Origin of the sequence: Rhizobium pantanalense (assembly GCF_030182525.1) — a bacterium.
In the GTDB taxonomy this organism is placed as follows: Bacteria; Pseudomonadota; Alphaproteobacteria; order Rhizobiales; family Rhizobiaceae; genus Rhizobium.
Window position 1 is genome coordinate 64,111 of record NZ_JAQJCH010000010.1, and the last position, 24,221, is coordinate 88,331.

23 protein-coding genes and 1 riboswitch are annotated in these 24,221 nt (G+C 59.3%); of the genes, 12 read left to right on the forward strand and 11 right to left on the reverse strand.

Annotation, left to right across the window (positions count from 1 at the left end; all coding sequences use genetic code 11):
- Window positions 1–14: 14 nt before the first annotated feature.
- The 3 genes from PH558_RS23805 to PH558_RS23815 all read right to left on the reverse strand — a co-directional run bounded on the left by PH558_RS23805 (window position 15) and on the right by PH558_RS23815 (window position 3,425).
- Window positions 15–1,481, reverse strand: coding sequence for an FGGY family carbohydrate kinase (locus tag PH558_RS23805; protein ID WP_285206977.1), 1,467 nt, complete (start codon window positions 1,479–1,481; stop codon window positions 15–17).
- Between the two features lie 178 nt (window positions 1,482–1,659).
- The gene (locus PH558_RS23810; RefSeq protein WP_285206978.1) at window positions 1,660–2,616 is read right to left on the reverse strand and encodes a transketolase family protein; all 957 of its coding nucleotides are present in this window, start codon (window positions 2,614–2,616) and stop codon (window positions 1,660–1,662) included.
- Entirely contained in the window at window positions 2,616–3,425 is an 810-nt protein-coding gene (locus PH558_RS23815; RefSeq protein WP_285207341.1) for a transketolase, read from the reverse strand. The genes PH558_RS23810 and PH558_RS23815 overlap by 1 nt, the downstream gene beginning before the upstream one ends.
- Window positions 3,426–3,648: 223 nt before the next feature.
- Here PH558_RS23815 and PH558_RS23820 point away from each other — a divergent pair, with 223 nt between their 5' ends.
- The 7 genes from PH558_RS23820 to ribB all read left to right on the forward strand — a co-directional run bounded on the left by PH558_RS23820 (window position 3,649) and on the right by ribB (window position 10,579).
- Window positions 3,649–4,629, forward strand: a complete 981-nt coding sequence (locus PH558_RS23820; protein WP_285206979.1) for an ABC transporter permease — start codon at window positions 3,649–3,651, stop codon at window positions 4,627–4,629.
- A gap of 116 nt (window positions 4,630–4,745) precedes the next feature.
- Window positions 4,746–5,675 (forward strand): sugar ABC transporter substrate-binding protein, encoded by a 930-nt coding sequence (locus tag PH558_RS23825; protein ID WP_095438171.1) that lies wholly within the window; start codon window positions 4,746–4,748, stop codon window positions 5,673–5,675.
- 28 nt (window positions 5,676–5,703) lie between these two features.
- Window positions 5,704–7,182, forward strand: a complete 1,479-nt coding sequence (locus tag PH558_RS23830; RefSeq protein WP_285206980.1) for a sugar ABC transporter ATP-binding protein — start codon at window positions 5,704–5,706, stop codon at window positions 7,180–7,182.
- 20 nt (window positions 7,183–7,202) lie between these two features.
- Window positions 7,203–7,991, forward strand: a complete 789-nt coding sequence (locus tag PH558_RS23835) for an SDR family oxidoreductase (RefSeq protein ID WP_285206981.1) — start codon at window positions 7,203–7,205, stop codon at window positions 7,989–7,991.
- Between the two features lie 4 nt (window positions 7,992–7,995).
- Window positions 7,996–8,733, forward strand: coding sequence for a triose-phosphate isomerase (gene tpiA, locus PH558_RS23840; RefSeq protein WP_285206982.1), 738 nt, complete (start codon window positions 7,996–7,998; stop codon window positions 8,731–8,733).
- A gap of 77 nt (window positions 8,734–8,810) precedes the next feature.
- Window positions 8,811–9,593, forward strand: coding sequence for a glucose 1-dehydrogenase (locus PH558_RS23845; protein ID WP_113408641.1), 783 nt, complete (start codon window positions 8,811–8,813; stop codon window positions 9,591–9,593).
- A 100-nt stretch (window positions 9,594–9,693) separates the two neighbouring features.
- Window positions 9,694–9,840: riboswitch (FMN riboswitch) on the forward strand.
- A 112-nt stretch (window positions 9,841–9,952) separates the two neighbouring features.
- Window positions 9,953–10,579 carry a 3,4-dihydroxy-2-butanone-4-phosphate synthase gene (gene ribB, locus PH558_RS23850; protein ID WP_095438167.1) on the forward strand — a complete coding sequence of 209 codons (627 nt, stop codon included), beginning with the start codon at window positions 9,953–9,955 and terminating at the stop codon, window positions 10,577–10,579.
- Between the two features lie 56 nt (window positions 10,580–10,635).
- On the opposite strand, the gene PH558_RS23855 is transcribed toward ribB, so the two are convergent.
- The 5 genes from PH558_RS23855 to PH558_RS23875 all read right to left on the reverse strand — a co-directional run bounded on the left by PH558_RS23855 (window position 10,636) and on the right by PH558_RS23875 (window position 14,656).
- Window positions 10,636–11,556: a homocysteine S-methyltransferase family protein gene (locus tag PH558_RS23855; RefSeq protein ID WP_285206983.1), complete on the reverse strand. Its 921-nt coding sequence runs from the start codon at window positions 11,554–11,556 to the stop codon at window positions 10,636–10,638.
- Window positions 11,557–11,619: 63 nt separating this feature from the next.
- The gene (locus PH558_RS23860; protein WP_113408643.1) at window positions 11,620–12,309 is read right to left on the reverse strand and encodes an ABC transporter permease; all 690 of its coding nucleotides are present in this window, start codon (window positions 12,307–12,309) and stop codon (window positions 11,620–11,622) included.
- A gap of 11 nt (window positions 12,310–12,320) precedes the next feature.
- Entirely contained in the window at window positions 12,321–13,046 is a 726-nt protein-coding gene (locus tag PH558_RS23865) for an ABC transporter permease (RefSeq protein ID WP_285206984.1), read from the reverse strand.
- 12 nt (window positions 13,047–13,058) lie between these two features.
- On the reverse strand, window positions 13,059–13,832 hold the full coding sequence (locus PH558_RS23870; protein ID WP_285206985.1) for a transporter substrate-binding domain-containing protein: 774 nt from the start codon (window positions 13,830–13,832) through the stop codon (window positions 13,059–13,061).
- Window positions 13,833–13,876: 44 nt separating this feature from the next.
- On the reverse strand, window positions 13,877–14,656 hold the full coding sequence (locus PH558_RS23875) for an ABC transporter ATP-binding protein (RefSeq protein ID WP_095438162.1): 780 nt from the start codon (window positions 14,654–14,656) through the stop codon (window positions 13,877–13,879).
- Between the two features lie 171 nt (window positions 14,657–14,827).
- On the opposite strand from PH558_RS23875, the gene PH558_RS23880 reads away from it, so the two are divergent.
- Complete coding sequence (locus PH558_RS23880; RefSeq protein ID WP_095438161.1) at window positions 14,828–15,313, forward strand: Lrp/AsnC family transcriptional regulator; 486 nt, start codon at window positions 14,828–14,830, stop codon at window positions 15,311–15,313.
- Window positions 15,314–15,400: 87 nt separating this feature from the next.
- Here the strand turns inward: PH558_RS23880 and PH558_RS23885 are convergent, their stop codons facing one another.
- Window positions 15,401–15,628, reverse strand: a complete 228-nt coding sequence (locus PH558_RS23885) for a hypothetical protein (RefSeq protein WP_285206986.1) — start codon at window positions 15,626–15,628, stop codon at window positions 15,401–15,403.
- Window positions 15,629–15,747: 119 nt separating this feature from the next.
- Here PH558_RS23885 and PH558_RS23890 point away from each other — a divergent pair, with 119 nt between their 5' ends.
- From PH558_RS23890 to PH558_RS23905, 4 genes are all read left to right on the forward strand, one after another.
- Window positions 15,748–17,088: an MFS transporter gene (locus PH558_RS23890; protein WP_285206987.1), complete on the forward strand. Its 1,341-nt coding sequence runs from the start codon at window positions 15,748–15,750 to the stop codon at window positions 17,086–17,088.
- Between the two features lie 83 nt (window positions 17,089–17,171).
- The gene (locus tag PH558_RS23895; protein ID WP_285206988.1) at window positions 17,172–19,058 is read left to right on the forward strand and encodes a bifunctional sugar phosphate isomerase/epimerase/4-hydroxyphenylpyruvate dioxygenase family protein; all 1,887 of its coding nucleotides are present in this window, start codon (window positions 17,172–17,174) and stop codon (window positions 19,056–19,058) included.
- Window positions 19,059–19,141: 83 nt separating this feature from the next.
- The gene (locus PH558_RS23900) at window positions 19,142–19,813 is read left to right on the forward strand and encodes a TetR/AcrR family transcriptional regulator (protein WP_095438158.1); all 672 of its coding nucleotides are present in this window, start codon (window positions 19,142–19,144) and stop codon (window positions 19,811–19,813) included.
- Between the two features lie 138 nt (window positions 19,814–19,951).
- Window positions 19,952–20,821: a shikimate dehydrogenase gene (locus tag PH558_RS23905; RefSeq protein ID WP_285206989.1), complete on the forward strand. Its 870-nt coding sequence runs from the start codon at window positions 19,952–19,954 to the stop codon at window positions 20,819–20,821.
- An 85-nt stretch (window positions 20,822–20,906) separates the two neighbouring features.
- Here PH558_RS23905 and PH558_RS23910 read toward each other — a convergent pair whose 3' ends face one another.
- Window positions 20,907–23,048 carry a beta-galactosidase gene (locus PH558_RS23910; protein WP_285206990.1) on the reverse strand — a complete coding sequence of 714 codons (2,142 nt, stop codon included), beginning with the start codon at window positions 23,046–23,048 and terminating at the stop codon, window positions 20,907–20,909.
- 17 nt (window positions 23,049–23,065) lie between these two features.
- Window positions 23,066–24,217 carry an ABC transporter ATP-binding protein gene (locus tag PH558_RS23915; protein WP_285206991.1) on the reverse strand — a complete coding sequence of 384 codons (1,152 nt, stop codon included), beginning with the start codon at window positions 24,215–24,217 and terminating at the stop codon, window positions 23,066–23,068.
- Between the last annotated feature and the right edge of the window lie 4 nt (window positions 24,218–24,221).

Genomic DNA, 24,221 nt, shown 5'->3' on the forward strand with positions numbered 1-24,221 from the left:
CCCGGGGTGAATTTTTATTCACCTTTAACCGGAGTTGTGCGCAACGTCGAGCGGGCCAGCGCATCATTCCACCTGTTCAGGAGGCCCGTACTGTCGATGTTTTCCGGCTCGATGACCTTGTTGTTTCTCGGAAGCGCCGCGATGGCATCGAGATCCGGCCACAGGCCTATCGAAAGACCTGCAAGATAGGCTGCCCCAAGCGCCGACGCTTCCGGCGCCTCGCACTGGATGACAGCGTGTTTTACCAGGTTTGATACGCACTGCATGAGAAAGCGGTTCTGGCTCGGGCCGCCGTCGACGTAAAGCATGCCGAGATCGCCACCGCTCTGTGCCTGCATCGCTGCAATCACGTCATGAACCTGGAAAGCGATCGAGTCGGTGACCGAGCGCGCCATCTGCGCGCGGGTGGTGCTGAAGTTGATCTGCGAGAAAAGTGCGCGGGCGTCGGAATTCCAGTAAGGTGCGCCCAGCCCGACGAAGGCGGGCACGAAGCCCGGGCCATCAGGCTCGGCGGTTGCCGCCAGGTCGACAAGGGAGGCAACGTCCGGAAGGCCCAGGATGCCGGCCATCCATGGCAGGCTCGCGGCGCACACGAGGATATTGCCTTCGAATGCGAAGGTCGGTTGTCCGGCGATGCGCCAGGCGACCGTTGTGGTGATGCCATTGCGCGGTGCGATGAAGCGCGGAAGAGTGGTCATGACGGACGAGCCCGTTCCGAAGGTCGCCTTGCCGTCGCCCGGCTTGAAGGCTCCGTGGCCAAACAAGGCCGCATGGCTGTCGCCGATGGCCGACCTGATTGGCGTGCCATCCGGAACGCCGGCAAGACCAAGCGTCGTTCCGAAGTCCGAGGAGCTGTCGAGCACTTCCGGAAGGAGCCGGATATCGACCCCGAAAATCGCGCCTAATTCCCTGCTCCAGGCTTGGGCCTCAAGGTCGAACAACTGGCTTCGCGCGGCGTTCGAGGCGTCGCAGACATGCTTGCGGCGGCCGGTAAGGCGATGAATGAGCCAGCTGTCGATCGTGCCGATGCGGACCTTTTTTCCGCGCGCGACCCGATCGAGAAGCCATCGGAACTTCGGGCCGGGAAACATCGGATCAAGGGGGAGGCCGGTCAGCGCCTCCACGCGCTTGAGATGTCCATCGGCGATGAGACGCTCGCAGTCCGGCGCCGTGCGCCGGCATTGCCAGCTCAAAACTGGTCCAAGCGCCTTGCCCGTCTCGGCATCCCAAATAGTGACGGATTCTCGCTGGTTGGAGATCGCTATCGCTTCGATTGTCGCGCCAGGCGCGTTTTGCAGGCATAGTGCGATCGCTTCACAGACGGATGCGTAAATCCGATCGGGATCCTGCTCGACCCAACCGGGCTGCGGATAGGAGATGCCTACCGGAGCAGAGCCTCTGGCAATGATGTCTCCGTTCTCGGAGACCAGTACCGCCTTGGAATTGGTGGTTCCCTGGTCGATTGCCAGAATGGCCCGCATCATATCCTCCACCGAAGCATGGTGCCGAAACATGTAAGCGGTTCTCGGGCGACATCATGCTCTACTTCTTTGATTTTGGAGCGGATTCAGATTTTAGGCCGATTCGGCCTAAAATCATCCGGTTCTCACGATAAGGCGGGGGCGGCAAGCCGCCCCGTCTTGAATGCGTGCTGTTCGTCTATTTGCGCTTGATAAGCGCTTGCGCGGCGTCCGCAATAGCCGAGGGGGCCATGCCGAATTCGTCGAGCAGGAATTCGGCCGATCCGGTCGGCGCGTAGATGCCGGGAACGCCGAGGCGCGTCATCGGGACGGGGACGTTGTCGACGACAACCTCGGCCACGGCCGATCCCAGCCCGCCAAAGATCGAATGTTCTTCCGCGGTCACGATCGCGCCGGTTTCCCTGGCGGCCGCAATGATGGCATCCTCGTCGATCGGGCGAACCGTGGCGAGATTGAGCACTCTGGCCTCTATGCCGCGTTGCGCGAGAAACTCGGCGGCCTTCACCATGCGATGGGTCAACGTTCCGTTTGCGATGAGCGTGACATCGGAACCTTCACGCAGGAGATTGGCCTTTCCAAGCTCGAACTTGTGGCCTTCCGGCAGGAGGTCGGGCACGCCGACCCGCGACAGGCGCAGGAAGCAGGGGCCATTGTAATTTGCTGCCCACTCCACCGCCGCCGCCGTCTCAATGCGGTCGCAAGGCGCGATCACGGGGAGGTTGGGCAGAACGCGCGTCCAGGCGAAGTCCTCGATCGAGTGATGGGTCGGACCGAGCTCGCCATAGGCCATTCCGGACGAAATGCCGACGAGCTTGACGTTGGCATTCGAGTAGGAGATGTCGGCCTTGATCTGCTCGAGCGATCTGCCTGTGAGGAACGGCGAGGCGCCACAGACATAGGGGAGGCGTCCGCCGTTTGCGAGACCCGCGCCGACGCCGACCATGTTCTGCTCGGCGATGCCGACATTGACCAGGCGATCGGGGAATTTCGACTTGAAGCCGCCAAGCTTCGAGGATCCGACCGAATCGTTGCAGACTGCGACGATCGTTTCATTCTCGACCGCGAGGCGCTCGAGGGTCGATGCGAAAGCGTCTCGGCAGTCATGGAGGTTGGGTGCATTCACAGGCGCGTTCATTAAAGTGCCTCCGACAATTCTGCCAATGCGACTTCGTATTGTTCTTTATTCGGAACCTTGTGGTGCCAGTCGACACGATCCTGCATGAAGGAGATCCCATGCCCCTTGTTGGTATGGGCCACGATGCAATGGGGGCGATCGCTTCGGTGTTCGAGCGTCGGGACAACCTCATGCATGTTGTTGCCGTCGATTTCGGTAACGTCCCAGCCAAAGGCTTCGAGCTTCGGGCGAAGCGGCGCGATATCATTCGTATCCGAGAGCGCGGCACCTTGCTGGAAACGGTTGTGGTCGACAACTAGGGTGAGGTTATCAAGCCGGAACTGCGCCGCGGCCATGATCGCTTCCCAATTGGAGCCCTCCTGCATCTCGCCGTCGCCGGTGATCACGTAGGTATGGTAGCCAGCGCCGGATAACTTCGCCGCCTTGGCCATGCCAACCGCGACCGGCAGACCGTGCCCGAGAGGACCAGTATTGGTTTCGACACCCGGCACCTTGTTGCAATTGGGATGGCCATTGAGCCGCGAATGCGGCTTCAGGAACGTTGAAATCTCGTCTTCTGGAATGAAGCCGCGCTTCGCCAGAGTGACGTAAAGTGCGCATGCCGTATGTCCCTTCGACAGCACAAACCTGTCCCGATCAGGGTGTTTCGGTTGATCCGGCCAGACGCGCAGCACGCGGAAATACAGTGCGGTCAGGAGATCGATCACGGACATCTCGCCGCCAATATGTCCGGCCCCTGCCTCGTAGACTGCCTGGAGGTCTCGCAGACGTATCTGGCGAGCAACGCGTTCAAGTTCGGAAGGCTCCATCATTTCCTCGTGTGAATAAATATTCATTCATTTATATTTTTGCACAAGAGGATCGTTAGTCAAGCCCCCGCGGATGAGTTGTTGTCAAAATAGGCCGAAAAGACCCGGTTGACAGTGCCAAGGTGAATTGGTAATGAATTTTCCAGCATATGTGAATAAATATTCTAGCTTGAAAACCTAGCCGCCAAGCATGGCCGCTAGCTGTAAGTCCCAGGGAGGAATGATGGTGGCGATCGACGTCAATGAACAGAGCCGTCCGTCCGGTGCGTGGCTGAGAAAGCTCACCGGCGCGACCGGACCGCTTGTCGGATTGCTCGCTCTTTGCGTTTTTCTGAGCCTCAGCACCGATGCATTTCTTTCGCTCCGCAACGGTCTCAACATTCTTGATCAGATCACCGTGCTCGGAATCATGGCTGTCGGCATGACCTTCGTCATCCTGATCGGCGGTATCGACCTTTCGGTCGGTTCGGTTCTTGCGCTCGCCATGATGGTCATGGGCTGGACGGCAAATATTGCCGGCCTGCCGCTTGCGGCCGGGATCGTTGTCGCACTTGTCGCCTCTGCGGTAAGCGGACTGATCGTCGGACTTCTCGTCACCCTCTTCAGGGTCCCGGCCTTTATCGCGACATTGGCGATGATGTCGGCTGCGCGCGGCGTCGCGAACATGATCACGGATGGCCAGCAGATCGTCGGATTTCCCGACTGGTTCATGATGCTCGCGATCGATCGGCATTTCGGTGTGCTGACGGCAACGGTCTTCCTGATGCTGGCGGTCGTCGCCGTGGCCTGGGTGTTCCTTCACTTCCGCTCCGAGGGGCGCATGCTCTATGCCGTGGGTGGCAATCCGGAAGTGGCTCGTCTCGCCGGCATCAATGTCCAGCTCGTGACGATTGCCGTCTATGTCGCAAGCGCAGTGCTTGCCGGTCTGGCCGGTATCGTGCTGGCGGCTCGTCTCGATTCCGTTCAGCCGTCCAGCGGCTTTGGATACGAACTCGATACGATTGCGGCCGTCGTCATTGGCGGCACTTCGCTCTCCGGTGGATCTGGCGGTATCGGCGGCACGCTGATCGGCGTCCTGATCATTGGTGTCCTGCGCAACGGGCTCAATCTGCTCAACGTCTCGCCATTCCTGCAGCAGGTCATCATCGGCATCGTCATCGTGCTTGCGGTCGGTGCGGAAACGATCCGCAGGCGGCGGGCCTGATATTCGGGTCCGCGTCCGGCGGATCCCAGCGATTTCCTCTCCGAAAGGTTTGGAGCGGATCATTTGCCCGAGGGGGAGGATATGCCCAAGGGTTCACTAAAAAAGGAGGAAATGAAATGAAACTTGCGCGCATTCTTCTGGCCTCGGCCGCCGTGCTGGCGATGTCATTGGGCTCTGTTCAGGCAAAAGACACTAAGAAGATTGGCCTGGCCGTCGCAAACCTGCAGGCAAACTTCTTCAACCAGATCAAGCAGTCCGTCGAGGATGAGGCCAAGAAGCGTGGCATTCAGGTCGTGACCGTGGATGCCAAGGGCGATGGTCCGACGCAGATCAACCAGATCCAGGATCTGCTGACCCAGAATATCGATGCCTTGATCTATATTCCGGCCGGCGCCGCGGCTGCAACCGTTCCCGTCAAGCTTGCCAAGAATGCCGGTATTCCGGTCGTCAACGTCGACCGCAACGCCGACGGCGCGCCTGGCGACACCTTCCTTGCAACAGATTCCGTCGCGTCCGCCAAGGGCGTTTGCGACTACATCCTCAAGCAGGCCGGCGGCAAGGGCAAGATGGTGATCATCCACGGTCAGAAAGGCACCACGCCTGAAGTCGACCGCAGCAAGGGTTGCGCTGAATCGTTGAAGGCAAATCCAGGCGTGAAGGTGGTTGCCGAACAATATTCCAACATGTGGGCCCAGGACGAGGGCTTCCAGATCATGCAGAACATGCTGCAGGCAAATCCGGATGTATCGATCGTATTTGCTCAGGCCGATGCACTTGCGCTCGGCGCCGCACAGGCGATCAAGGTTGCAAACCCATCCCAGAAGATCGTTGTCGGCGGCTTCGATGGCGATACGGCGGCTCTGGAAGCGCTCAGCAAGGGTGTCTTCGACGTGACCGCGACGCAGCAGACGCAGAAAATGGGCCGCGATGCGGTCGCCAATGCCGTCAAGCTCGTCGCCGGCGAGAAGGTGCCTGCAGTACAGCTGATGGACGCCACGCTGACGACCAAGGAAAACGTGGCCGGCTTCATCGCCAACCACCCGTAATCGTCCTGAAATCTTGAGGAGGTGCGCCGTGACTGAGCCCGTTCTTTCCCTGAGGGGCATATCCAAGCGCTATGGACCGCTTCAGGTGCTGAAGAATATCAGCCTTGATGTCTATGCGGGTGAGGTGGTCGCGCTTCTCGGCGAAAACGGGGCCGGCAAGTCGACCTTGTCGGGCATTATCGCCGGGTCACGCACGCCTTCCGAGGGAGCGATGACATGGCTGGGGCAGCCCTATGCCCCAGCCACTCCACGCGAGGCGATCGACAAGGGCGTCGTCCTGATCCATCAGGAATTGCAGCTCCTGCCGCATCTTTCGATCGCCGAAAATGTCTTCATCGGGCGATGGCCGATGAAGAACGGGGCTGTCGATCGCCCCCAGATGGTTCGGCGTGCGCAGGAACAGCTTGCCCGCCTGAATTTGCATATTCCGGCGACGCGCAAGGTCGCGGGTCTGTCGACTGCCAACCAGCAGCTCATCGAAATCGCCAAGGCATTGGCGCTCAATGCCAAGCTGCTGATCCTCGACGAACCGACGGCCGCACTTGGTGGAGCGGAGACGGAAGCGCTGTTCGAGCAGGTGAGAAAGCTTCGGTCCGAAGGTGTCGGCATTGTTTACATCTCCCACCGCATGGAAGAGATCAAGCAGATCACCGATCGCATCGTCGTCCTGCGCGATGGCGAGCGCGTCCAGGAGTTCGCCGACAGCGCCACACCCGTCCGTACCATCGTTGAAAGCATGGTCGGCCGTTCGCTGGACCGGATGTTCCCGGCTCTTCCCGAACCGACGAATCGCCCTGTTCTGCAGGTCAGCGGACTGAACTCGCCTGACGGGTCCTTCCGTGACGTAACGTTCGATGTTCGCGGCGGTGAGATCCTCGGCATTGCCGGGCTGGTTGGTGCCGGCCGCACCGAACTTGTCCGCGCCATTTCCGGTGCCGATCCGATCAGCGCCGGCTCGATCAGGCTGGAGGGTGAAGAGCTCAAGCTCCGCGATCCGGCCGATGCGATCGCCAAGGGCATCGTGATGGTGCCCGAGGATCGCAAGGAACAGGGTCTCGTCGTCGGCCATCGCATCAGTGAAAACATCATCTATGCCAATCTCGACAAGCTCGGCGGGCGTTGGATCACATCACGAATCAAACGTGCTTTCGCCGAAAAGGCTGTGGCGAAGTTCGGCGTCAAAGGTCAGGCCGAGCAATATGCCTCGGACTTGTCAGGCGGCAACCAGCAAAAGGTCGTCATTGCAAAGTGGCTGATGCGTGACCCCAAGGTCGTCGTCCTCGATGAGCCGACCCGAGGCATCGATGTCGGCGCGCGCGCCAGCATCTACGACATCATCGTCAACCTCGCAAAGCAGGGGGTGGCTGTCATCGTCGTCAGCTCCGATCTCGAGGAAGTACTTGGTGTCTCCAACCGGATTCTCGTGCTTGCACAGGGCAAGCAGGCAGGCATTCTCAATCGTGACGAGGCCAATGACGTCTCTGTCATGGAACTTGCGACAATCTAGACAAACAGAAAGGAAGAGCGGTGTCCGACATCACTCTGAACGCCCTGAAGCTTTTCGATCTTGAGGGACAGGTCGCGCTTGTGACCGGCGCTGGAAGCGGGATCGGGCAGCGTATCGCGATCGGTCTTGCCCAATGCGGCGCCGACGTCGCGCTTCTTGACCGTCGCTCTGACGACGGTTTGGTGAATACGGCTTCGCATATCGAGGCGGCCGGCCGCCGCTCCATCCAGATTGCGGCTGATGTCACCAGCAAATCTTCTCTTGCGGATGCGGTTGCTCGCACAGAGGCGGAGCTTGGCGCCTTGACGCTTGCCGTCAATGCCGCCGGTATCGCCAATGCCAATCCCGCGGAGGAAATGGAAGAAGACCAGTACCAGACGCTGATGGACATCAACCTGAAGGGCGTTTTTCTGTCCTGCCAGGCGGAAGCACGCGCGATGCTGAAGAACGGACGCGGATCGATCGTCAATATCGCCTCCATGTCCGGCGTCATCGTCAATCGCGGCCTGAGCCAGGCTCATTACAACGCCTCCAAAGCCGGCGTGATCCACATGTCGAAGTCGCTCGCGATGGAGTGGGTTGGCCGCGGCATCCGCGTCAACACCATCTCGCCGGGATATACCGCGACGCCGATGAACACGCGTCCGGAAATGGTTCACCAGACCAAGCTTTTCGAAGAGCAGACGCCGATGCAGCGCATGGCAACGGTGGATGAGATGGTCGGCCCCGCCGTCTTCCTGCTGTCGAATGCCGCAAGCTTCGTGACGGGCGTCGACCTACTCGTCGATGGCGGCTTCTGCTGCTGGTGATGCGATGAAGAAACTGATTGCCGGCAACTGGAAAATGAACGGTCTCGCTTCTTCCCTGGCTGAGATCGAGGCGCTGAAGGGAATGATGGGCGAGGCGGCGTGCGACATCGTCGTTTGCCCGCCCTTCACGCTGGTGGAAAAGGCGGTTGAACGGGCGCGAGGGTCAAGGATTGCCATTGGAGCACAGGATTGCCACGCGCAGACCTCGGGCGCCTATACCGGAGATGTTTCTGCCGAGATGCTCGCCGAAATCGGCGCTCGTTTCGTGATTCTGGGACATTCCGAGCGGCGCTCGGCCTATAGGGAGGCGGATGCCGCAGTTGCGGCCAAGGCTGTCGCGGTCCATGAGGCCGGGCTGGCGAGCATCATTTGCGTCGGGGAGACACGTTCAGAACGGGACGAGGGCAGGGCGATCGAAGTGGTTCGTGCCCAGCTGGAAGCGTCAATTCCAAACACCGCAACCAGTTCGAACACGACGATCGCCTATGAACCAGTATGGGCGATCGGAACAGGACTGGTTCCGACCCTCGAGCAGATTGAGGAGATGCATTCGTCTATCCGCCAGGCGCTTGAAAACCGGCTGGGAGAAGAGGGGCAGGATGTCAGGATTCTCTATGGCGGTTCGGTCAAAGCATCGAACGCAAGGGCGATTTTCGGCGTTTCCAACGTCGATGGCGCTCTCGTCGGAGGCGCGTCGCTGAAGGCATCGGAGTTTGCCGGAATTATCTTGGCTGCCGTTTGAAGTCGTCAGCAAAAGGCAGGGCGATCGGCTCCTTGAGCCGGCGCCTGGCGTGGCTGTCACCGCGAAAGGAATAGGAAATGCAGCGTTTCGAAAACAAGACTGTCGTCATCACCGGCGCGAGCCGCGGCATCGGGGCTGCGATCGCCCGGCGGTTTGCGCGCGAAGGTGCTAATCTGGTGGTCTCGGCCAATGAGGATTCCGTCCATGCGGTCGCCGATGCGGTCAAGGCTGATGGCGGAAAGGCGATTTCCTTCGTCGGCGACGTGACGGACAAGGCTAGCGTGAAGGGCCTTTACGACGCTGCCGAGGCAGCCTTCGGCGCCGTCGATATCTCCATCCAGAATGCCGGTGTCATCACCATTGCCCGCGTCGAGGATATGACCGAGGGCGAATGGGATAAGGTCATGGCGGTCAATACCAAGGGCGTCTTCCTCTGCGCCCAGGAGGCGATTGCCCGCATGCGCAAACATGGCCGCGGGGGCCGTATCATCAATACCGCCTCCGGCCAGGCGCGGGACGGTTTCATCTACACGCCGCATTATGCGGCATCGAAGATGGGCGTCGTCGGCATTACCCAGAGCCTTGCCAAGGAAGTCGCCACCGAAGGCATCACCGTGAACGCCTTTTGCCCCGGCATCATCGAAACCGACATGTGGGCCTATAACGACCAGGCTTGGGGCAAGCTTTTGGGCAATTACGGCCCCGGCGAACTCATGAAGGAATGGGTCGAGGGCATTCCGATGAAACGGGCCGGATCGGGTGAAGACGTCGCCGGTCTCGTCACTTTCCTTGCCAGCGACGATGCGGCCTATATCACCGGCCAGACGATCAATGTCGATGGCGGCTTGATCATGTCGTAGTTCGACAATGAGGAACGGTGCGTTCATTGGGCGGATCGGATTCTCGACGATTCGGCGATCAAAGCCTCTTGCGGAATGAGGCATTGATCCCTTATCTTCCACTTGTTCTCAGGGCGGGGTGTAATTCCCCACCGGCGGTATGGGGAGTTTCCTCGAGCCCGCGAGCGCCTTCCGAGCTTTCGGAAGGGTCAGCAGATCCGGTGAGATGCCGGAGCCGACGGTATAGTCCGGATGGAAGAGAGCAACGCAGGAGACGCCGCGTCGTGGTGGCGTTCACATGCTTGTTCGCCCAAGGGAAAATGGTGGCCTTAACCGGCCATGCACGCCGCTCCAAACGGCAACCCTTGAAAGGCAGGAAAATGGCAATTTCGAAAATTGAAGATGCGATCGCTGCGATTGCGCGGGGCGAGATCATTGTGGTTGTCGATGATCGCGACCGCGAAAACGAAGGCGATCTGGTGATTGCCGCGGAAGCGGTCACACCGCAGGCGATCGCGTTCATGATGAATCATGCCCGCGGTCTCATCTGCGTTCCGATGGAGGGCGAGAGGCTCGACGAACTCGACATTCCGTTGATGGTGCCGCGCAACACGGAAGTCCTCAAGACCGCTTTCACCGTTTCGGTCGACTACATCCCGGAAACCACGACCGGAATATCTGCCGCTGACAGGGCGGCAACCGTTCAAGCCCTTATCAGGGATGGATCGCGTCCGGAGGAATTTGCCCGTCCCGGTCATATCTTTCCGCTTCGCGCGCATCCAAACGGCGTCCTGTCGCGTCCGGGGCACACGGAAGCAGCCGTGGATCTGGCCCGGCTTGCCGGCCTTTCGCCGGCCGGCGTCATCTGCGAAGTGGCGAATGACGACGGCACGATGGCGCGTCTTCCAGAGCTCGAAGTTTTCGCCGAGCGGCATGGCCTCCATCTTGTGACGATCGAGGATTTGATTGCCTACAGGGCTGCAAGCGCTCCCTTCAAGGCTGCCTGATCGTTCTGATACAGCCTATCCCGATCCTGCTGGGTCGATGCTTGTGGAAGGCTCTCCTACGCTCGTTGAGGATAAAGGAGGGCCTTCTTCAGCCGATGGATATGCCCGGCGCCGATCCCGCAACAGCCGCCGACCATCGTCGCGCCGGCATCGACCCACGAGCAGGCGAAGCGCGAATAGGCGTCATCATTCAGATCCTCTCGGGTCTCATGAAGGCCTTCGTTGGCGGCCGACTCGCCTTGTTCTCCCTCGAAAGCATTGGCATAGACGCCGATCTGGAGATTGTTGCCGCCCTGCTTGAAAACCTCCGCTGCCGCATCGACGGCCTTTCGCATGACTTCCGGTTTGCTGCAGTTGAACAGGAGTGCGTCGGCGCCGGATGAGGCGGCCCAGCGAGCCGCATCGTCGACGGGTTCGCCGGATCGGAGCTTGGGCGAGGCGCCATTCCTTTGCGCGGCATCATCCGCCAGCGTGAAGGAGATCCAGAACGGCTTGCTTGTTTCAGCGACGGCAGCCCGAACCGCCTCTCCCTCCGCGATCAGGCTGAGGGTTTCGCCGAGCCAGACATCGACATAGGGATCGAGGTTTTCAACCAGAACCTTGAGATAGTCCTGTACCCGTGACGGATCGAAATTCTGCGGCTCGTAGGAGCCGAAGATCGGGGGCAGCGAACCGGCGACCAGGATTTTTCGATCCTTACAGGCATTCGCGGCGTCGCGCGCCAGCCGCCCGGACAGGGCAATGAGATCGGCCCCTTCCTTCCAGAACCGCTCCTCACCAATGTGGAAAGGGACGAGCGCATAGCTGTTCGTTGTAACAACGTCCGATCCGGCGGCAATGAATTCGTCATGGACCTGCCGGACGATCTCCGGCGAATTGACGAGCGCCAGCGCCGACCATTCCGGCTGTTTCAATTCTGCGCCGAGACGCAGCAGTTCGCGGCTCATGCCGCCGTCGAGGATCAAGAGTTTGCTCATGAATGGAATCTCCAAAATGGCTCGGATCTGCGGAGAAGTCTGCTCTCTCCTTCGTGCCGTGGGTTAGCGCCGCACCGGCACCTGCGCTTCCAGGAAACGGAAGCTTCGCGCGATGACGGCTGTAATGATGAGATAGAAGACGGTAACGACAACAAGCGGTTCGTAGACCAGCAGGGTGTCCTGGCGAACTTTTGTGGCAACGGCGTAGAGGTCCATCACGGTGACGGTGAAGGCGAGCGGTGTCGCCTTCAGCTGCATGACGATTTCTCCGCCGATCGTCGGCAATGCGATGCGGATGGCGCGTGGCAGCCAGATGCGTCGGGTGAGCGTCAGGGGGCGCATGCCGAATGCGCGGCCGGCTTCCAGCTCGCCTTTCGGGACGGCCAGCAACGCGCCGCGCAAAACCTCCGCCTCATAGGCTGCATAGTTCAGCGTGAAGCTGACGGCTGCGAAGAAGAAACCTTCGCGCAGGATCGGCCAGAACAGGCTTTGGCGGATTCCCGGGATGACAGGCAGAAGAGAGCCGACACCGTAGTAGAGCAGCCAGAGCTGTATCAGCAAAGGCGTGCCCCGGAAGAAGGTGCAGTAGCCACGGGCAAGGCTTCGCAAGATGGGGCCGCCACTGACCTGGGCGAAGGCAAGGCCGATGGCAATGACGAAGCCGAAGACGACGGAGATCGCAAGCAGCGACAGCGTCTGCACGGCTCCCGTCAACAGAAGCGGCCAATATGATGATATCCATGAGAAGGTCATGTTGGCACTCCTCACGTAAGCTTCGGCTGACCGCGCCGCACTCGCCGCTCGACCAGATTGAATATGGCGTTCGAGACCAGTGTGAGAGCAAGATAGATGAGCGCGGATGCCAGGAAAAAGATGAAGTAGTGTTTGGTGCTTGCGCCGGCCAGGCGTGTGGCGAGAGCCAGCTCCTGGTAGCCGACGACCGCGACGAGAGCGCTGTCCTTGGTGATCGACATCCATAGATTGGCAAGACCGGGCAAGGCATTCGGCAGCAAGGCGGGCAGGATAATGCGGCGGAAGCGAAGCTGTGGCCCCATGCCGAATGCCTTTGCCGCCTCGATCTGGCCAACGGGGATCGCCAGGATCGCGCCGCGCAGGACTTCCGTCATATAGGCGCCCTGCACGAAGCCGAGCACGGCGACCGCGACGGCGAAGCCATTCAATTCGAAGGCCGGCAGATTGAGTGCAATGAGGAGCCGATTGAGGCCATCCATGCCCGCATAATATAGCCCTACGATCAGGATCAGCTCGGGAACGGCACGGACGGTGGTCGTATAGAGTTCGAGCAGCAGCCGGAGCGGCCTTATGCCCGAGAGCTTGCCCAGCGCGCCGCCCGTACCGAGCAGAAGGCCGATCAGAAAAGCGCCGGCGGAGATGGCGACCGTGGAGGCAGCCCCGGTCAAGAGTACTCCACCCCATCCGGGCGGATAGGGGGAGAGCAGATCCAGAATGCCCTGAGGAGAGGTCGCCATCGCCGCGATCGTTTACTTGGCGCCGTAGATATCGAAGCTGAAATACTTCTTGGTGATCTCGTCATATTCACCGCTGGCGCGCACCGCGGCGATCGCCGCATTGAGTTTTGCCTTCAGCTCGGTGTCTTCCTTGCGCAGACCGCCGGAAACGCCGGCTCCGAGAACTTCCTTGTCGTCGGCGACGTCGCCCATCTTGGCGCAGCAATCCTTGCCGCTGTCGCTTTTCAGGAAGGCATCAAGCGCAAGGGAATCGCCGAAGACGTAGTCGATGCGGCCTGCAGCGAGGTCCTGAAATGCCTCGTCGAGCGTCTGATAGGTCTTTTCGTCGGCGACCTTGGCAAAATACTTCTTGTAATATTCCGACTGGATCGTCGACACCTGGATGCCGATGGTCTTGCCCTTGACGTCGTCTGCTGTTGCGCCGGTCTTCTGATCCTTCGGGCCGATCAGCGTGCTGGGCGTATTATAATATTTGTCGGTGAAATCGATGATCTTCGAACGCTCGGCCGTATTCGACATCGATGACCAGATGACATCGAATTTCTTGCTCTGAAGCGCCGGAATGAGGCCATCCCAGGAAAGTTCGACGATCGAGCATTTCTCTTTCATCTGCTCGCAGACGGCGTCCATCATATCGATTTCCCAGCCCTGCCATTTACCGGAGGCATCTTTGGCGAAGAAGGGCGGGTAGGATTCGTTCATGATGCCGAAGCGAACCTCGGCCTGCGCGGTCATCGAAGAAAGCGCGAGGGCAAGCCCGGCGAATAGAGTGGAAACCAGTCTCATAAAAGGGATTCTCCTAATGGTGTTGTCTACGAATGGGATGTGGATCAAGAGGTCAGCATGCCGGTAAATTCCCGACAGCGGGTGCTGATCGGGGCGTCGAAGATCTGCTTAGGCGGCCCTTCCTCCTCGATCCGTCCCTGATGCAGGAAGAGAACGTGGTTCGAGACATCGCGGGCAAAGCGCATTTCGTGCGTGACCAGCAGCATGGTTCGACCCTCCTCTGCGAGGTCGCGGATGACCTTGAGGACTTCGCCGACCAGTTCGGGGTCGAGCGCCGATGTCGGCTCGTCGAAGAGCATCACTGCCGGGTCGATGCAAAGCGCGCGAGCGATCGCTGCTCTTTGCTGCTGACCGCCGGATAGAAAGGCGGGATAGGCGTCGCGCTTGTCGTAAAGCCCGACTTTATTGAGAAGAGCCTCTGCCTTTTCGATCGCCTCGCGACGGGGGACGGCGAGGACATGCACCGGAGCCTCGATGATGTTTTCAAGAACGGTCATGTGCGCCCATAGATTGAAGCTTTGAAATACCATGCCCAATCCGCTGCGGATGCGTTCGATCTGCCGCCAGCTTTTCGGATGCATCTGTCCATGGCGTCCCTGCCTCAGCGCGACTTCCTCGCCGTTGACGACGATGCGGCCGCGATCGGGCATTTCAAGCAGGTTTATGCAGCGCAGAAACGTGCTTTTCCCGGAGCCGGACGAGCCGATGATGGAAATCACGTCCCCTTGATGGGCGGTCGTTGAAACACCCTTGAGGACCTGATGTGACCCAAAGCTCTTGTGGAGATCTTCCACGCGAAGAGCCTGGGAGGACAGTTCTGTCATATATAATTCCGATGAAAAACAATTTGCGGAGAATATCGTGAAGGAGAGCAGAATTTGCGCGCAATTTCCGATTATTTTGCATATAAAATGCAAAAATGTATTCCTTGTGCATCTTTTGTGATGGAATAGAGATATCGTCACCTAATTTCATTGACGTCGAAAGGAGCGTGAATGGAAAATCTGGATCGCTTTGATCGCGATATTCTCGATATCGTCCAGCGCAATTGCCAGCTCACCGCCGAAGCGATCGCGGAGGAGGTCGGCCTTTCGACTTCAGCTGTGCAACGGCGCCTGAAACGGCTGCGCGAGGACGGTATCATCAAGGCGGAAATCGCAGTTGTCGACCGCAAGGCGACCGGAACTCCAATGGTGTTCATTGTCGGCATGGAGATCGAGCGGGACAATTACGATGCACTTGCCAAGTTCCGCCTTTGGGCGGAAAAGCAGGATCATATCCAGCAGGTCTATTACGTCACCGGCGCCGTCGACCTCATTGCGATCGTCACTGCCAGGGATGTCGAGCACTATGACGACATTGCCGCCGTGATCATGGCGGAAAATCCGCAGATCCGGCGCATGCATACGAATGTGGTGCTGCGTGACGTCAAGCTTGGATTGTTCGTGCCGCTGGCAGATGGCAACGAGGCCGGCCGGTAAGCCGCGGGTCGCGGGATAATCGAGGGCACGCCGTACTCGCCTATCTTCTACATGTACCAGGCGAGAAGGAATTATCCTTGGTCCGGCTCATATTGCCTGATCTTCAAGATTTTCAACAAATAATGATGCGGCCTCTGCAGGCGCGCTCAGCCAGACTACAAAGCCTTCACGCCTCAGGCTGTGAGGCAAAAGCTGCTTCAACGCATTGTTTCTATTGCTCGCAACAACGCGCTGCGGGATGGCAGGCTGGCGGCGCTTTACAAAACGAACTAGTTCGTACATTATTGCTGACGAGGAGTGACGGTGCTGCATCATGCAGCATCGAAGACTGTCAGGATGATCTCGGATGTCCTTGCAAGCGGGTGCAGGCGGAGGCCGGATGCGCACGGTTGCGATATGTTCTCGACATCCGAATGCTCTGGGGAGGAACGACCATGAAAAGACAAATCGAACATAAAACACCCAAGCGCGCGGCTCTTGCGAGCTGGTTGGGAAGCGCCGTCGAATATTATGATTTCTTCGTCTACGGTACCGCAGCAGCGCTCATTTTCCCGAAGATCTTCTTTTCGGCGGAAGACCCGCAAACGGCGGCCATCGCCTCATTCGCGACCTTTGGCGTTGCCTATATCATGCGGCCGCTGGGGGCGGTCGTCCTGGGTCACGTCGGCGACAAATTCGGCCGCAAGAAGGTGCTGACTTTCACCCTGCTCCTTATGGGGTTTTCGACTTTCATCATCGGCTGCCTGCCGACCTATAATCAGGCCGGCATCCTGGCGCCCATTCTTCTGGTTCTGGCGCGCGTGCTGCAAGGCATTTCGGCTGCCGGTGAACAGGCCGGCGCCAGCTCCATGACGCTCGAGCACGCGCCAGAAAATAGACGGGCCTTCTTTACCAGCTTCACGCTGAGCGGAACACAGGCCGGACTGATCCTTGCAACATTGGTCTTCATTCCGCTTGGAAAGCTCGATGAAGCCGCGTTGATGTCATGGGGTTGGCGTATCCCGTTCTTCCTGAGCTTCGTGGTGGTCATCGTCGGATTCTGGGTTCGCCGCACGCTTGCCGAAACCCCGGCCTTTCTGGAGGAGACCAAGAAGGGCGAGATCGTAAAGCTGCCGCTCGTCTCGCTGCTCACCAATTATTGGGCAGATGTCCTGCGCATCATCTTTGCGGCGCTGATTTCCGTCGTCAGCACGATCTTCAGCGTCTTCACGCTATCCTATGCCGTCAACACCATGCATATCGATCGCTCGACGATGCTGACCGTTCTGGTGCTTGCCAACATCGTGGCGCTGGGCGCGATTCCCGCATGGGCCATTCTCGCAGACCGCATCGGCCGCAAGCCCGTGTTCATCTTTGGCGCCATCGGCTGCGCAGTGCTGATCTGGCCCTACATCTGGGCCATCAGCCAGAACAACCTCATGCTCGTCTTCGTCCTCGGCATCCTGCTTTCCGGCGTGGTCTACAGTGCATCAAACGGCATCTGGCCGGCGCTCTATGCCGAAATGTTCGACACCCGCGTGCGTCTGTCCGGCATGGCCGTCGGAACCCAGATCGGTTTTGCGCTCGGCGGCTTCGCGCCGACGATCAGTGCGGCGGTCATGGGCACCGGGCCGATGGGTTGGGTGCCGGTTGCCGTCTTTACCTCGATCACAGCCTTGATTGCCGCCATTTCCGCGGCAACCGCAACGGAGACCTACCGGACGCCGATCGATCAACTTGGCAGGGACGAGCGACGCTTGGCAGCTGCCGTTCGCCACGCCGATCGGGCGATCTAGCGGCCAGTCCCGATCTGAGCAGCAATGACGTGTCGCGATCGCGGATGAGTTTGTTGAAAATCGTCAAGTAACGGGATGAAACAATGAAAACCTCGATTGCGACCGTTTCGATCAGCGGTGATCTCAAAGAAAAGCTTCAAGCCATTGCCAAGGCAGGTTTCGATGGGGTCGAAATCTTCGAGAACGACTTTCTCGCCTTCGATGAATCACCGCGCCAGGTCGGTCAGATGGTGAGGGATCATGGGCTGGAGATCACGCTCTTTCAGCCCTTCCGGGACTTTGAAGGCATGCCGGAACCCTTGCGCAGCCGAACCTTTGATCGGGCTGAACGCAAATTCGACCTGATGCAAGAGATGGGGACCGAGCTCGTTCTCGTTTGTTCGAATGTCTCGTCCGCGGCGCTGGGCGGGATTGATCGTGCCGCAGCCGACTTCTTCGAGCTCGGCGAGAGGGCGGCCAAACGCGGCCTGCGGGTCGGATATGAGGCGCTTGCCTGGGGTCGGCATATTCACGATCACCGCGATGCCTGGGAAATCGTCCGTCGGGCCGATCATCCGAATATCGGTCTTATTCTCGACAGCTTCCATACGCTTTCGCGCAAGATCGATGTCAATTCGATCCGGTCGATCCCGAGAGAGAAGATCTTCATCATCCAGCTTGCCGACGCGCCGTTGATCGACATGGATCTGCTCTATTGGAGCCGCCATTTCCGCAACATGCCGGGAGAGGGCGACCTTCCTGTGCTCGAATTCATGAAGGCCGTCGCTGCGACGGGTTACGACGGCTATCTCTCGTTGGAGATTTTCAACGACCAGTTTCGCGGCGGCTCTCCGACCGCCATCGCCGTCGATGGCAGGCGGTCGCTCGTCTATCTCGGCGACCAGGTTCGCCGTGCGGAAAACAGCAGCCTTACCTTGCCGCCCATGCCGGCACGTGCCGAGGTGGAGGGCGTTGCCTTTATCGAATTTACCGTCGATGAAGCGGAGGCGTCCGGCCTTTCTGATCGGCTGCGTGCCCTGGGCTTTCGCCATGTCGGGCGCCACCAGAGCAAGCGCGTCGATGTCTTCCGGCAAGGCGACATCAATCTGGTCGTGAATACCGATCCGGACGGGTTTGCGGGCGCGTCTTACGCTTTGCACGGGCAGTCGGCCTATGCGATGGGGTTATGGGTGGATGATGCCGAAGCCGCAGTCGCGCGGGCCGTGGCGCTGGGTGCCGAACGTTTTGAACAACCACTGAATCCCGGCGAGATCGAAATGCCTAGTGTCAGGGGCGTTGGCGGCGGCATCCTGTATTTCCTCGATCGCAGGAACGCGCTCGGCCGCATATGGGAGATCGAATTCGATCCGGTCAACGACGATACCGATTTGCGGCCTGTCGGGCTGACGGGCATAGACCATGTTGCGCAAACGATGAAATATGAGGAGCTGCTGACCTGGCTGCTCTTTTATACGGCGATATTGAATGCACATAAGACACCGATGGTCGATATTATCGATCCCGCTGGGGTCGTCCGCAGCCAGGTCGTCGAAAACGAGCCGGGCAGCTTGCGCATCACGCTGAACGGCGCGGAAAATCGCAACACGCTCGCTGGGCATTTCATCGCCGAAACTTTTGGCTCCGGCATCCAGCATCTTGCCTTTGCGACCGATGATATCTTTGCCACCGCGGCCGCTCTGGCGGACAACGGTTTTGCTACCTTGATGATCTCGCCCAACTATTACGACGATCTGGAAGCGAGATTCGGCCTGGAGCCGGCTTTCACGGATCGCCTGAAGGCGCACAACATCCTCTATGACCGCGACGATTACGGCGAATACTTCCAGCTTTACAGCCCCACTTACGGCGAAGGCTTCTTCTTCGAAATTGTCCAGCGTAGCGGCTATCGTGGATATGGTGCGGCGAATGCTATTTTCCGCATCGCTGCGCTGAGACGGCATCTGCGACCGATTGGTCTGCCGAAACTTTAGGCTCTCCCCATTCGCGTGAAGCCTGTGTTAAAGCTTTGATCTTCAATGTTGGGCAGGGACAGACCCAGGAAGACGGGCAAGGCATGACCAAAGCGCAAGCGGCCAAGATCGAGCGTCTTACGCGAAAGAACGATCCAGACGCGACCAAGGAAAACATTCTCAAGATCGCCACCGAGGAATTCGTCGCAGCCGGTTTTTCCGGTGCGCGCGTCGATGAGATCGCCGAGCGCACCAAGACGTCCAAGCGCATGATCTACTATTATTTCGGCAGCAAGGAAGGGCTCTATCTTGCCGTTCTCGAGCAGGCCTATACGAAGATCCGCACGCTGGAGAGCGAGCTCGATCTCGAAAACATGCCGCCCGTTCAGGCCATGGCGCAATTGATCGCAAGCACCTTCGATCATGACGACCAAAATCCGGATTTCGTACGGCTGGTCAGCATCGAGAACATTCATCGCGCCGAACATATGAAACGTTCGGTCGTCCTGTCGCAGATGAACATCGCCGTCATCGATATCATCACGGACATCCTTGAACGGGGCTACGCCGATGGTAGCTTCGTGCGCAGGGTAGACCCGGTCGATCTGCATATGATGATCAGCGCCCAATGCTTCTTTCGCGTTTCCAATCGGCATACTTTCGGGGCGATCTTCGAGCGTGACCTGTCGTCCGAAGCGTTGAAGAAGCGGCACAAGTCCCTAATCGTCGATGCGATCCTTGCATTTCTGAGACATCCTTCATCCGAAATGGCCTGACGAGGCGCAGCGTCATCCGATTGGCTTTGGCGTTTTCCCGCGGTGCTCCATCACGCCTTATATTGACTTTACGTACTAGTTCGTACATTTTGTATGCAGGCCGCAGCATGGCTTTGTTTTGCTGCTCGGGAGGAAAGATTGAACACTCAAGCCGTTATTGTTCCTCGTCAACTTCACGTCGGATTGATCGGCGCCGGGATCGGCCGATCGCTGACGCCAGCCATGCATATGCGCGAAGGCGAGCATTGCGGCCTGTCCTACCGCTACGATCTCATCGACATCGACGCCCGTGGTCTCTCGGTGTTGGATCTGCCAGCTCTTGTCGACGAAGCCGAAGCGCAGGGGTTTGCCGGCCTCAATATCACTCACCCTTGCAAGCAGGCTGCCGTCGCGCTGGTGGATGAGCTTTCACCTGATGCCCAGACGCTGCGATCCATCAATACGATCGTTTTTCGTGGAAAGCGCAGGATCGGCCACAATACCGATTGGTGGGGGTTTGCCGAAAGCTTCCGGCGCGGGTTGGCAGGCGTTTCGCTTGATCACGTCGTGCAGCTTGGCGCGGGCGGCGCCGGCGTTGCCGTCGCCCATGCAGTGGCTGAAATGGGCGCGCATTCCGTGGAGATATTCGATCTCGACCCTTCGCGCGCGCAGGCCCTCGTCGACCAACTTCAGCCGGCACATGCCGCTTGCCGTTTCTTGGTCGGTCATGATCTTGCCGCGGCACTGGATGTCGCCGATGGTCTGGTTCATGCAACACCGACCGGCATGGCCGCCCATCCCGGATTGCCGCTCGACGCGCAACTTTTGTCGGATCGTCTCTGGGTCGCGGAAATCGTCTATTTCCCGATCGAGACCGCGCTGGTGAAACGCGCCCGACAGACAGGGTGCCGCGTTCTCGACGGCGGCGGCATGGCGGTATTCCAGGCGGTGAAGGCTTTCGAACTCTTCACTGGCATCCGTCCGGCTGCCGAGCGTATGATACAGCACTTCAATTCGTTGCGCGCCTAAACGCCGATCAATAATTGAAGAGCCTCAATCCCAAAACTCCAGCACCGAAGTTTCATCCTCGGCGCCGGAGAGGTCACAGGTGGTATCAGACTGATTGCTCGATCACCAATACGCCGTAGCCGGCGAGCTCGGTTGCACCTGATATGGCTTTGCCCGTCAGCAGGTCGGTCCCGGCTGGCAGATTGACGATCTTCGTTTCATGCTCGGTATTGAGCACGAACAGCAACCTCCTGCCGCCACCCTCGCGCAGTGACACTTCGACGCCATTAGGCAGATCCTGCACCAGCGGCGCGGCAACATCGTTGCTGACGAGTACCTCGCGAATGGCCTCCGCGAGCGGCGCGGTAAGGTAGGTGCCGAGATAGTAGACTTCGCCATTGCCATGCCGGCGGCGCGTCAGCATCGGCGTTCCTTCCAGGAACCGGTCGGACCAGCGGCCGATGATCTCTGTATCCGCCGTTATCTCCAGCTTCTCGTAAAGGTGCCCGGCCTCGAGCTGACGATTGCCGATCGTATAAGCGTATTTGCGCGAAGCCGAGGTTGCGGCCGGACGTGGCGATGGTTGATGGCTGCCGATTCCGCCTTCGCGGAAACCGGTGAACAGTCCATCCGCTCCTGGAGCGGAGACAGGACCGAATTCATAGACACGCACGCCCGAAAGCTCCGAGAGCGCATTGCCCGGCGCCTGGGTGCGGATGATGTGATTGTTGTCGTCGCGGGTGCCTGTCATTGCCGACAGGATGAGCGTGCCGCCATTGGCGACGAACTTCTCCACGGCTGGCGACCACTCCTCCTTCCACATGACCCAATGGGGAACATAGAGGGCCTTGATGCGCGAGAGATCATCTTCCGGATGGATGAAGCCGCAGGCTATGCCGGCCTCATAGCATGCGCGGTGCAGATGGGCTGCATCCTGCATCGGGCTAGGCAGGCCGATCGCATAGGTCTTGTAGGCTTCCTGATTGTCGAAATCCGCGCCGGCGATGGCAATATCCATACGGACGGTGGTGCCGAGCAGCTTATCCTCGATCTTGCGTATGTCGGACGCGAATTGCTTGGCTTCCTCGTAGCGGCGGCGCGGGATGTCATCGTGGTCGATAATGCCGTTCCAGTAGATCTCGGCGCCGAAATGCGCCGGCCGCCAGCGGAAGAACATCAGGCCGTCAGCACCGCGCGACACCGAGGTCATCGCCATGCGGCGCATCTCGCCGGGCTCCGGCACGGACGAGGAAAAGCCCGGCTGGCTGCCGAGACCCGAGGCCTGTTCCGGAACGATGAAATTGCCGGAATAGGCGCGGCATTGATCGAGATGAAAGGCCTGCGTGATCGCATGCCCGCCGCCGCGGCGCATCTCGTCATAGAGGAACGGGTAGATATCGAAGCCGATGAAATCGAGATCCTGGCCGAACTGGCCGCGGAAATCGATGTCGGCCAGGTTGCCAAGATTATGGAAGATGAACCATGCGGGATTGATCGCCCTCAGGATGTCCACCTGATCGTGCTGGAAGAGAGCCGTCGCGAAGGCGAGGAAGCGGTGATAGTCCTGCACATGTCCGGGGCTGGAGAAGGACGGGTTCATCGGCTGCGGGAAGACGATCTGGTCGAAGGTCTGATAGGCCGTCGCCCAGAAGTCGCCGCCCCAGGCAAAGTTCAGGGCTTCAATCGTGCCGTATTTCGCGCGGCAGAACTTCTGGAACTCGATGAGCGCGGATGGTGAATAGCTTTCGGAAGTCGTCGTATTGAGCTCGTTATCCGTCTGCCAGCCGATGACATCAGGATTGTCCCGATAATGCTCGGCCATGGCGCGCGTGATGCGTCGGCTGTGCCGGCGCAGTACAGGGCTCGTCGTGTCGCAATGCTGGCGCGATCCATGGCTTGCCTGCCTGCCATTGGCATCGACGCGCAGGACTTCCGGGTACTTCGCCGTCAGCCAGCGCGGCGGCGTTGCCGTCGGCGTGCAAAGAATGGTCTTGATGCCGTGCTTGGCCAGGCCGGCAATCGCCTTGTCGAAGAGCGAGAAGTCGAAATGATCCTCATGCGGCTCCATGATATGCCAGGCGAATTCCGCCATGCGAACCGTATTGAAACCGGCAGCCGCCATGCGTTCGGCATCGCGGTCCCAATAGCTCTCGTCGATATGTTCCGGATAATGCGGAACGCCGACCATGAAGCCGTCGAGATTGAGCGTCCGCCAGACCGAGAGCGGCTTTCTTTCCAAAACTTTCATGAGGTCACAAGCTTTCTTTACAGAGAGGCAATGATTGACTTCGGCCGGCTGAGGGTTCTGCCATCGGGGCCGAAGAGGTAGAGGGAGGATGTCGAGGCGGACAGCTTGATCTGCTCGCCGGACGAAAAGCCGGCGGCATTGCCGAGCTGAACGGTGAAATTGCGCGTGCCGCTTTCCGAGCCGATCGTGGCAAGCGGACCCCCATCGACGTAGAGGATGGTCTCGCGACCGAGCTGCTCGACGAGGCCGACCTTGCCGTCGAAGGAAATTGCGGTGTCTTCGGTGGAGGGGCCAATCTTCAGCGATTCCGGCCGGATGCCCAAGGTGAGATGGGACTCAGCCTTAAGATCGCCGACATCGCCCACCGGAACATGGACTGTTGTGCCGCCACCTTCGAGCGCGACTTCAGCGATGCCGTCGCGAAGCGAAACGAGCTTTGCATTGATGAAATTGATCCGTGGCGCACCCAGGAAGCCAGCGACGAATTGGTTTGCCGGATTGTGATAGAGATTGAGCGGCGCGCCCTCCTGCTCGATGATACCCTTGTTGAACACGACGATGCGGCTCGCCATGGTCATTGCCTCGACCTGATCGTGCGTCACATAGATCATCGTCGAGCCGAGCTGCTGGTGCAGCGTCGAAAGCTCGACGCGCATTTGCGTGCGCAGCGCGGCATCTAGATTGGAGAGCGGTTCGTCGAAGAGGAAGACCTCCGGCGAGCGGGTGATGGCGCGACCGATGGCGACGCGCTGGCGCTGGCCGCCCGAAAGCTGCTTCGGGCGCTTGTCGAGCTGGTCGGATATTCTGAGGATTTCGGCCGCGCGCTTGACGGCTGCATCAATCTCGGTTTGCGGGCGCTTCGCCATCTTCAGGCCGAAGCCCATATTCTCGGCGACTGTCATATGCGGATAGAGTGCATAGGACTGGAAGACCATGGCAATGCCGCGATCGCCCGGCTCCTCGCGCGTCACATTGCGGCCGTTGATCCAGATCTCGCCGGAGCTGATGCTTTCGAGCCCGGCAATCGTCTTCAGGGTCGTGGATTTGCCGCAGCCCGATGGGCCGACCATGACGATGAACTCGCCTTTGTCGACGGAAAGATTGATCGAACGCAGGGCATGATAGCCGCCATAATGTTTGTCGATATCGATCAGCTTTACATGGCTCATAAGT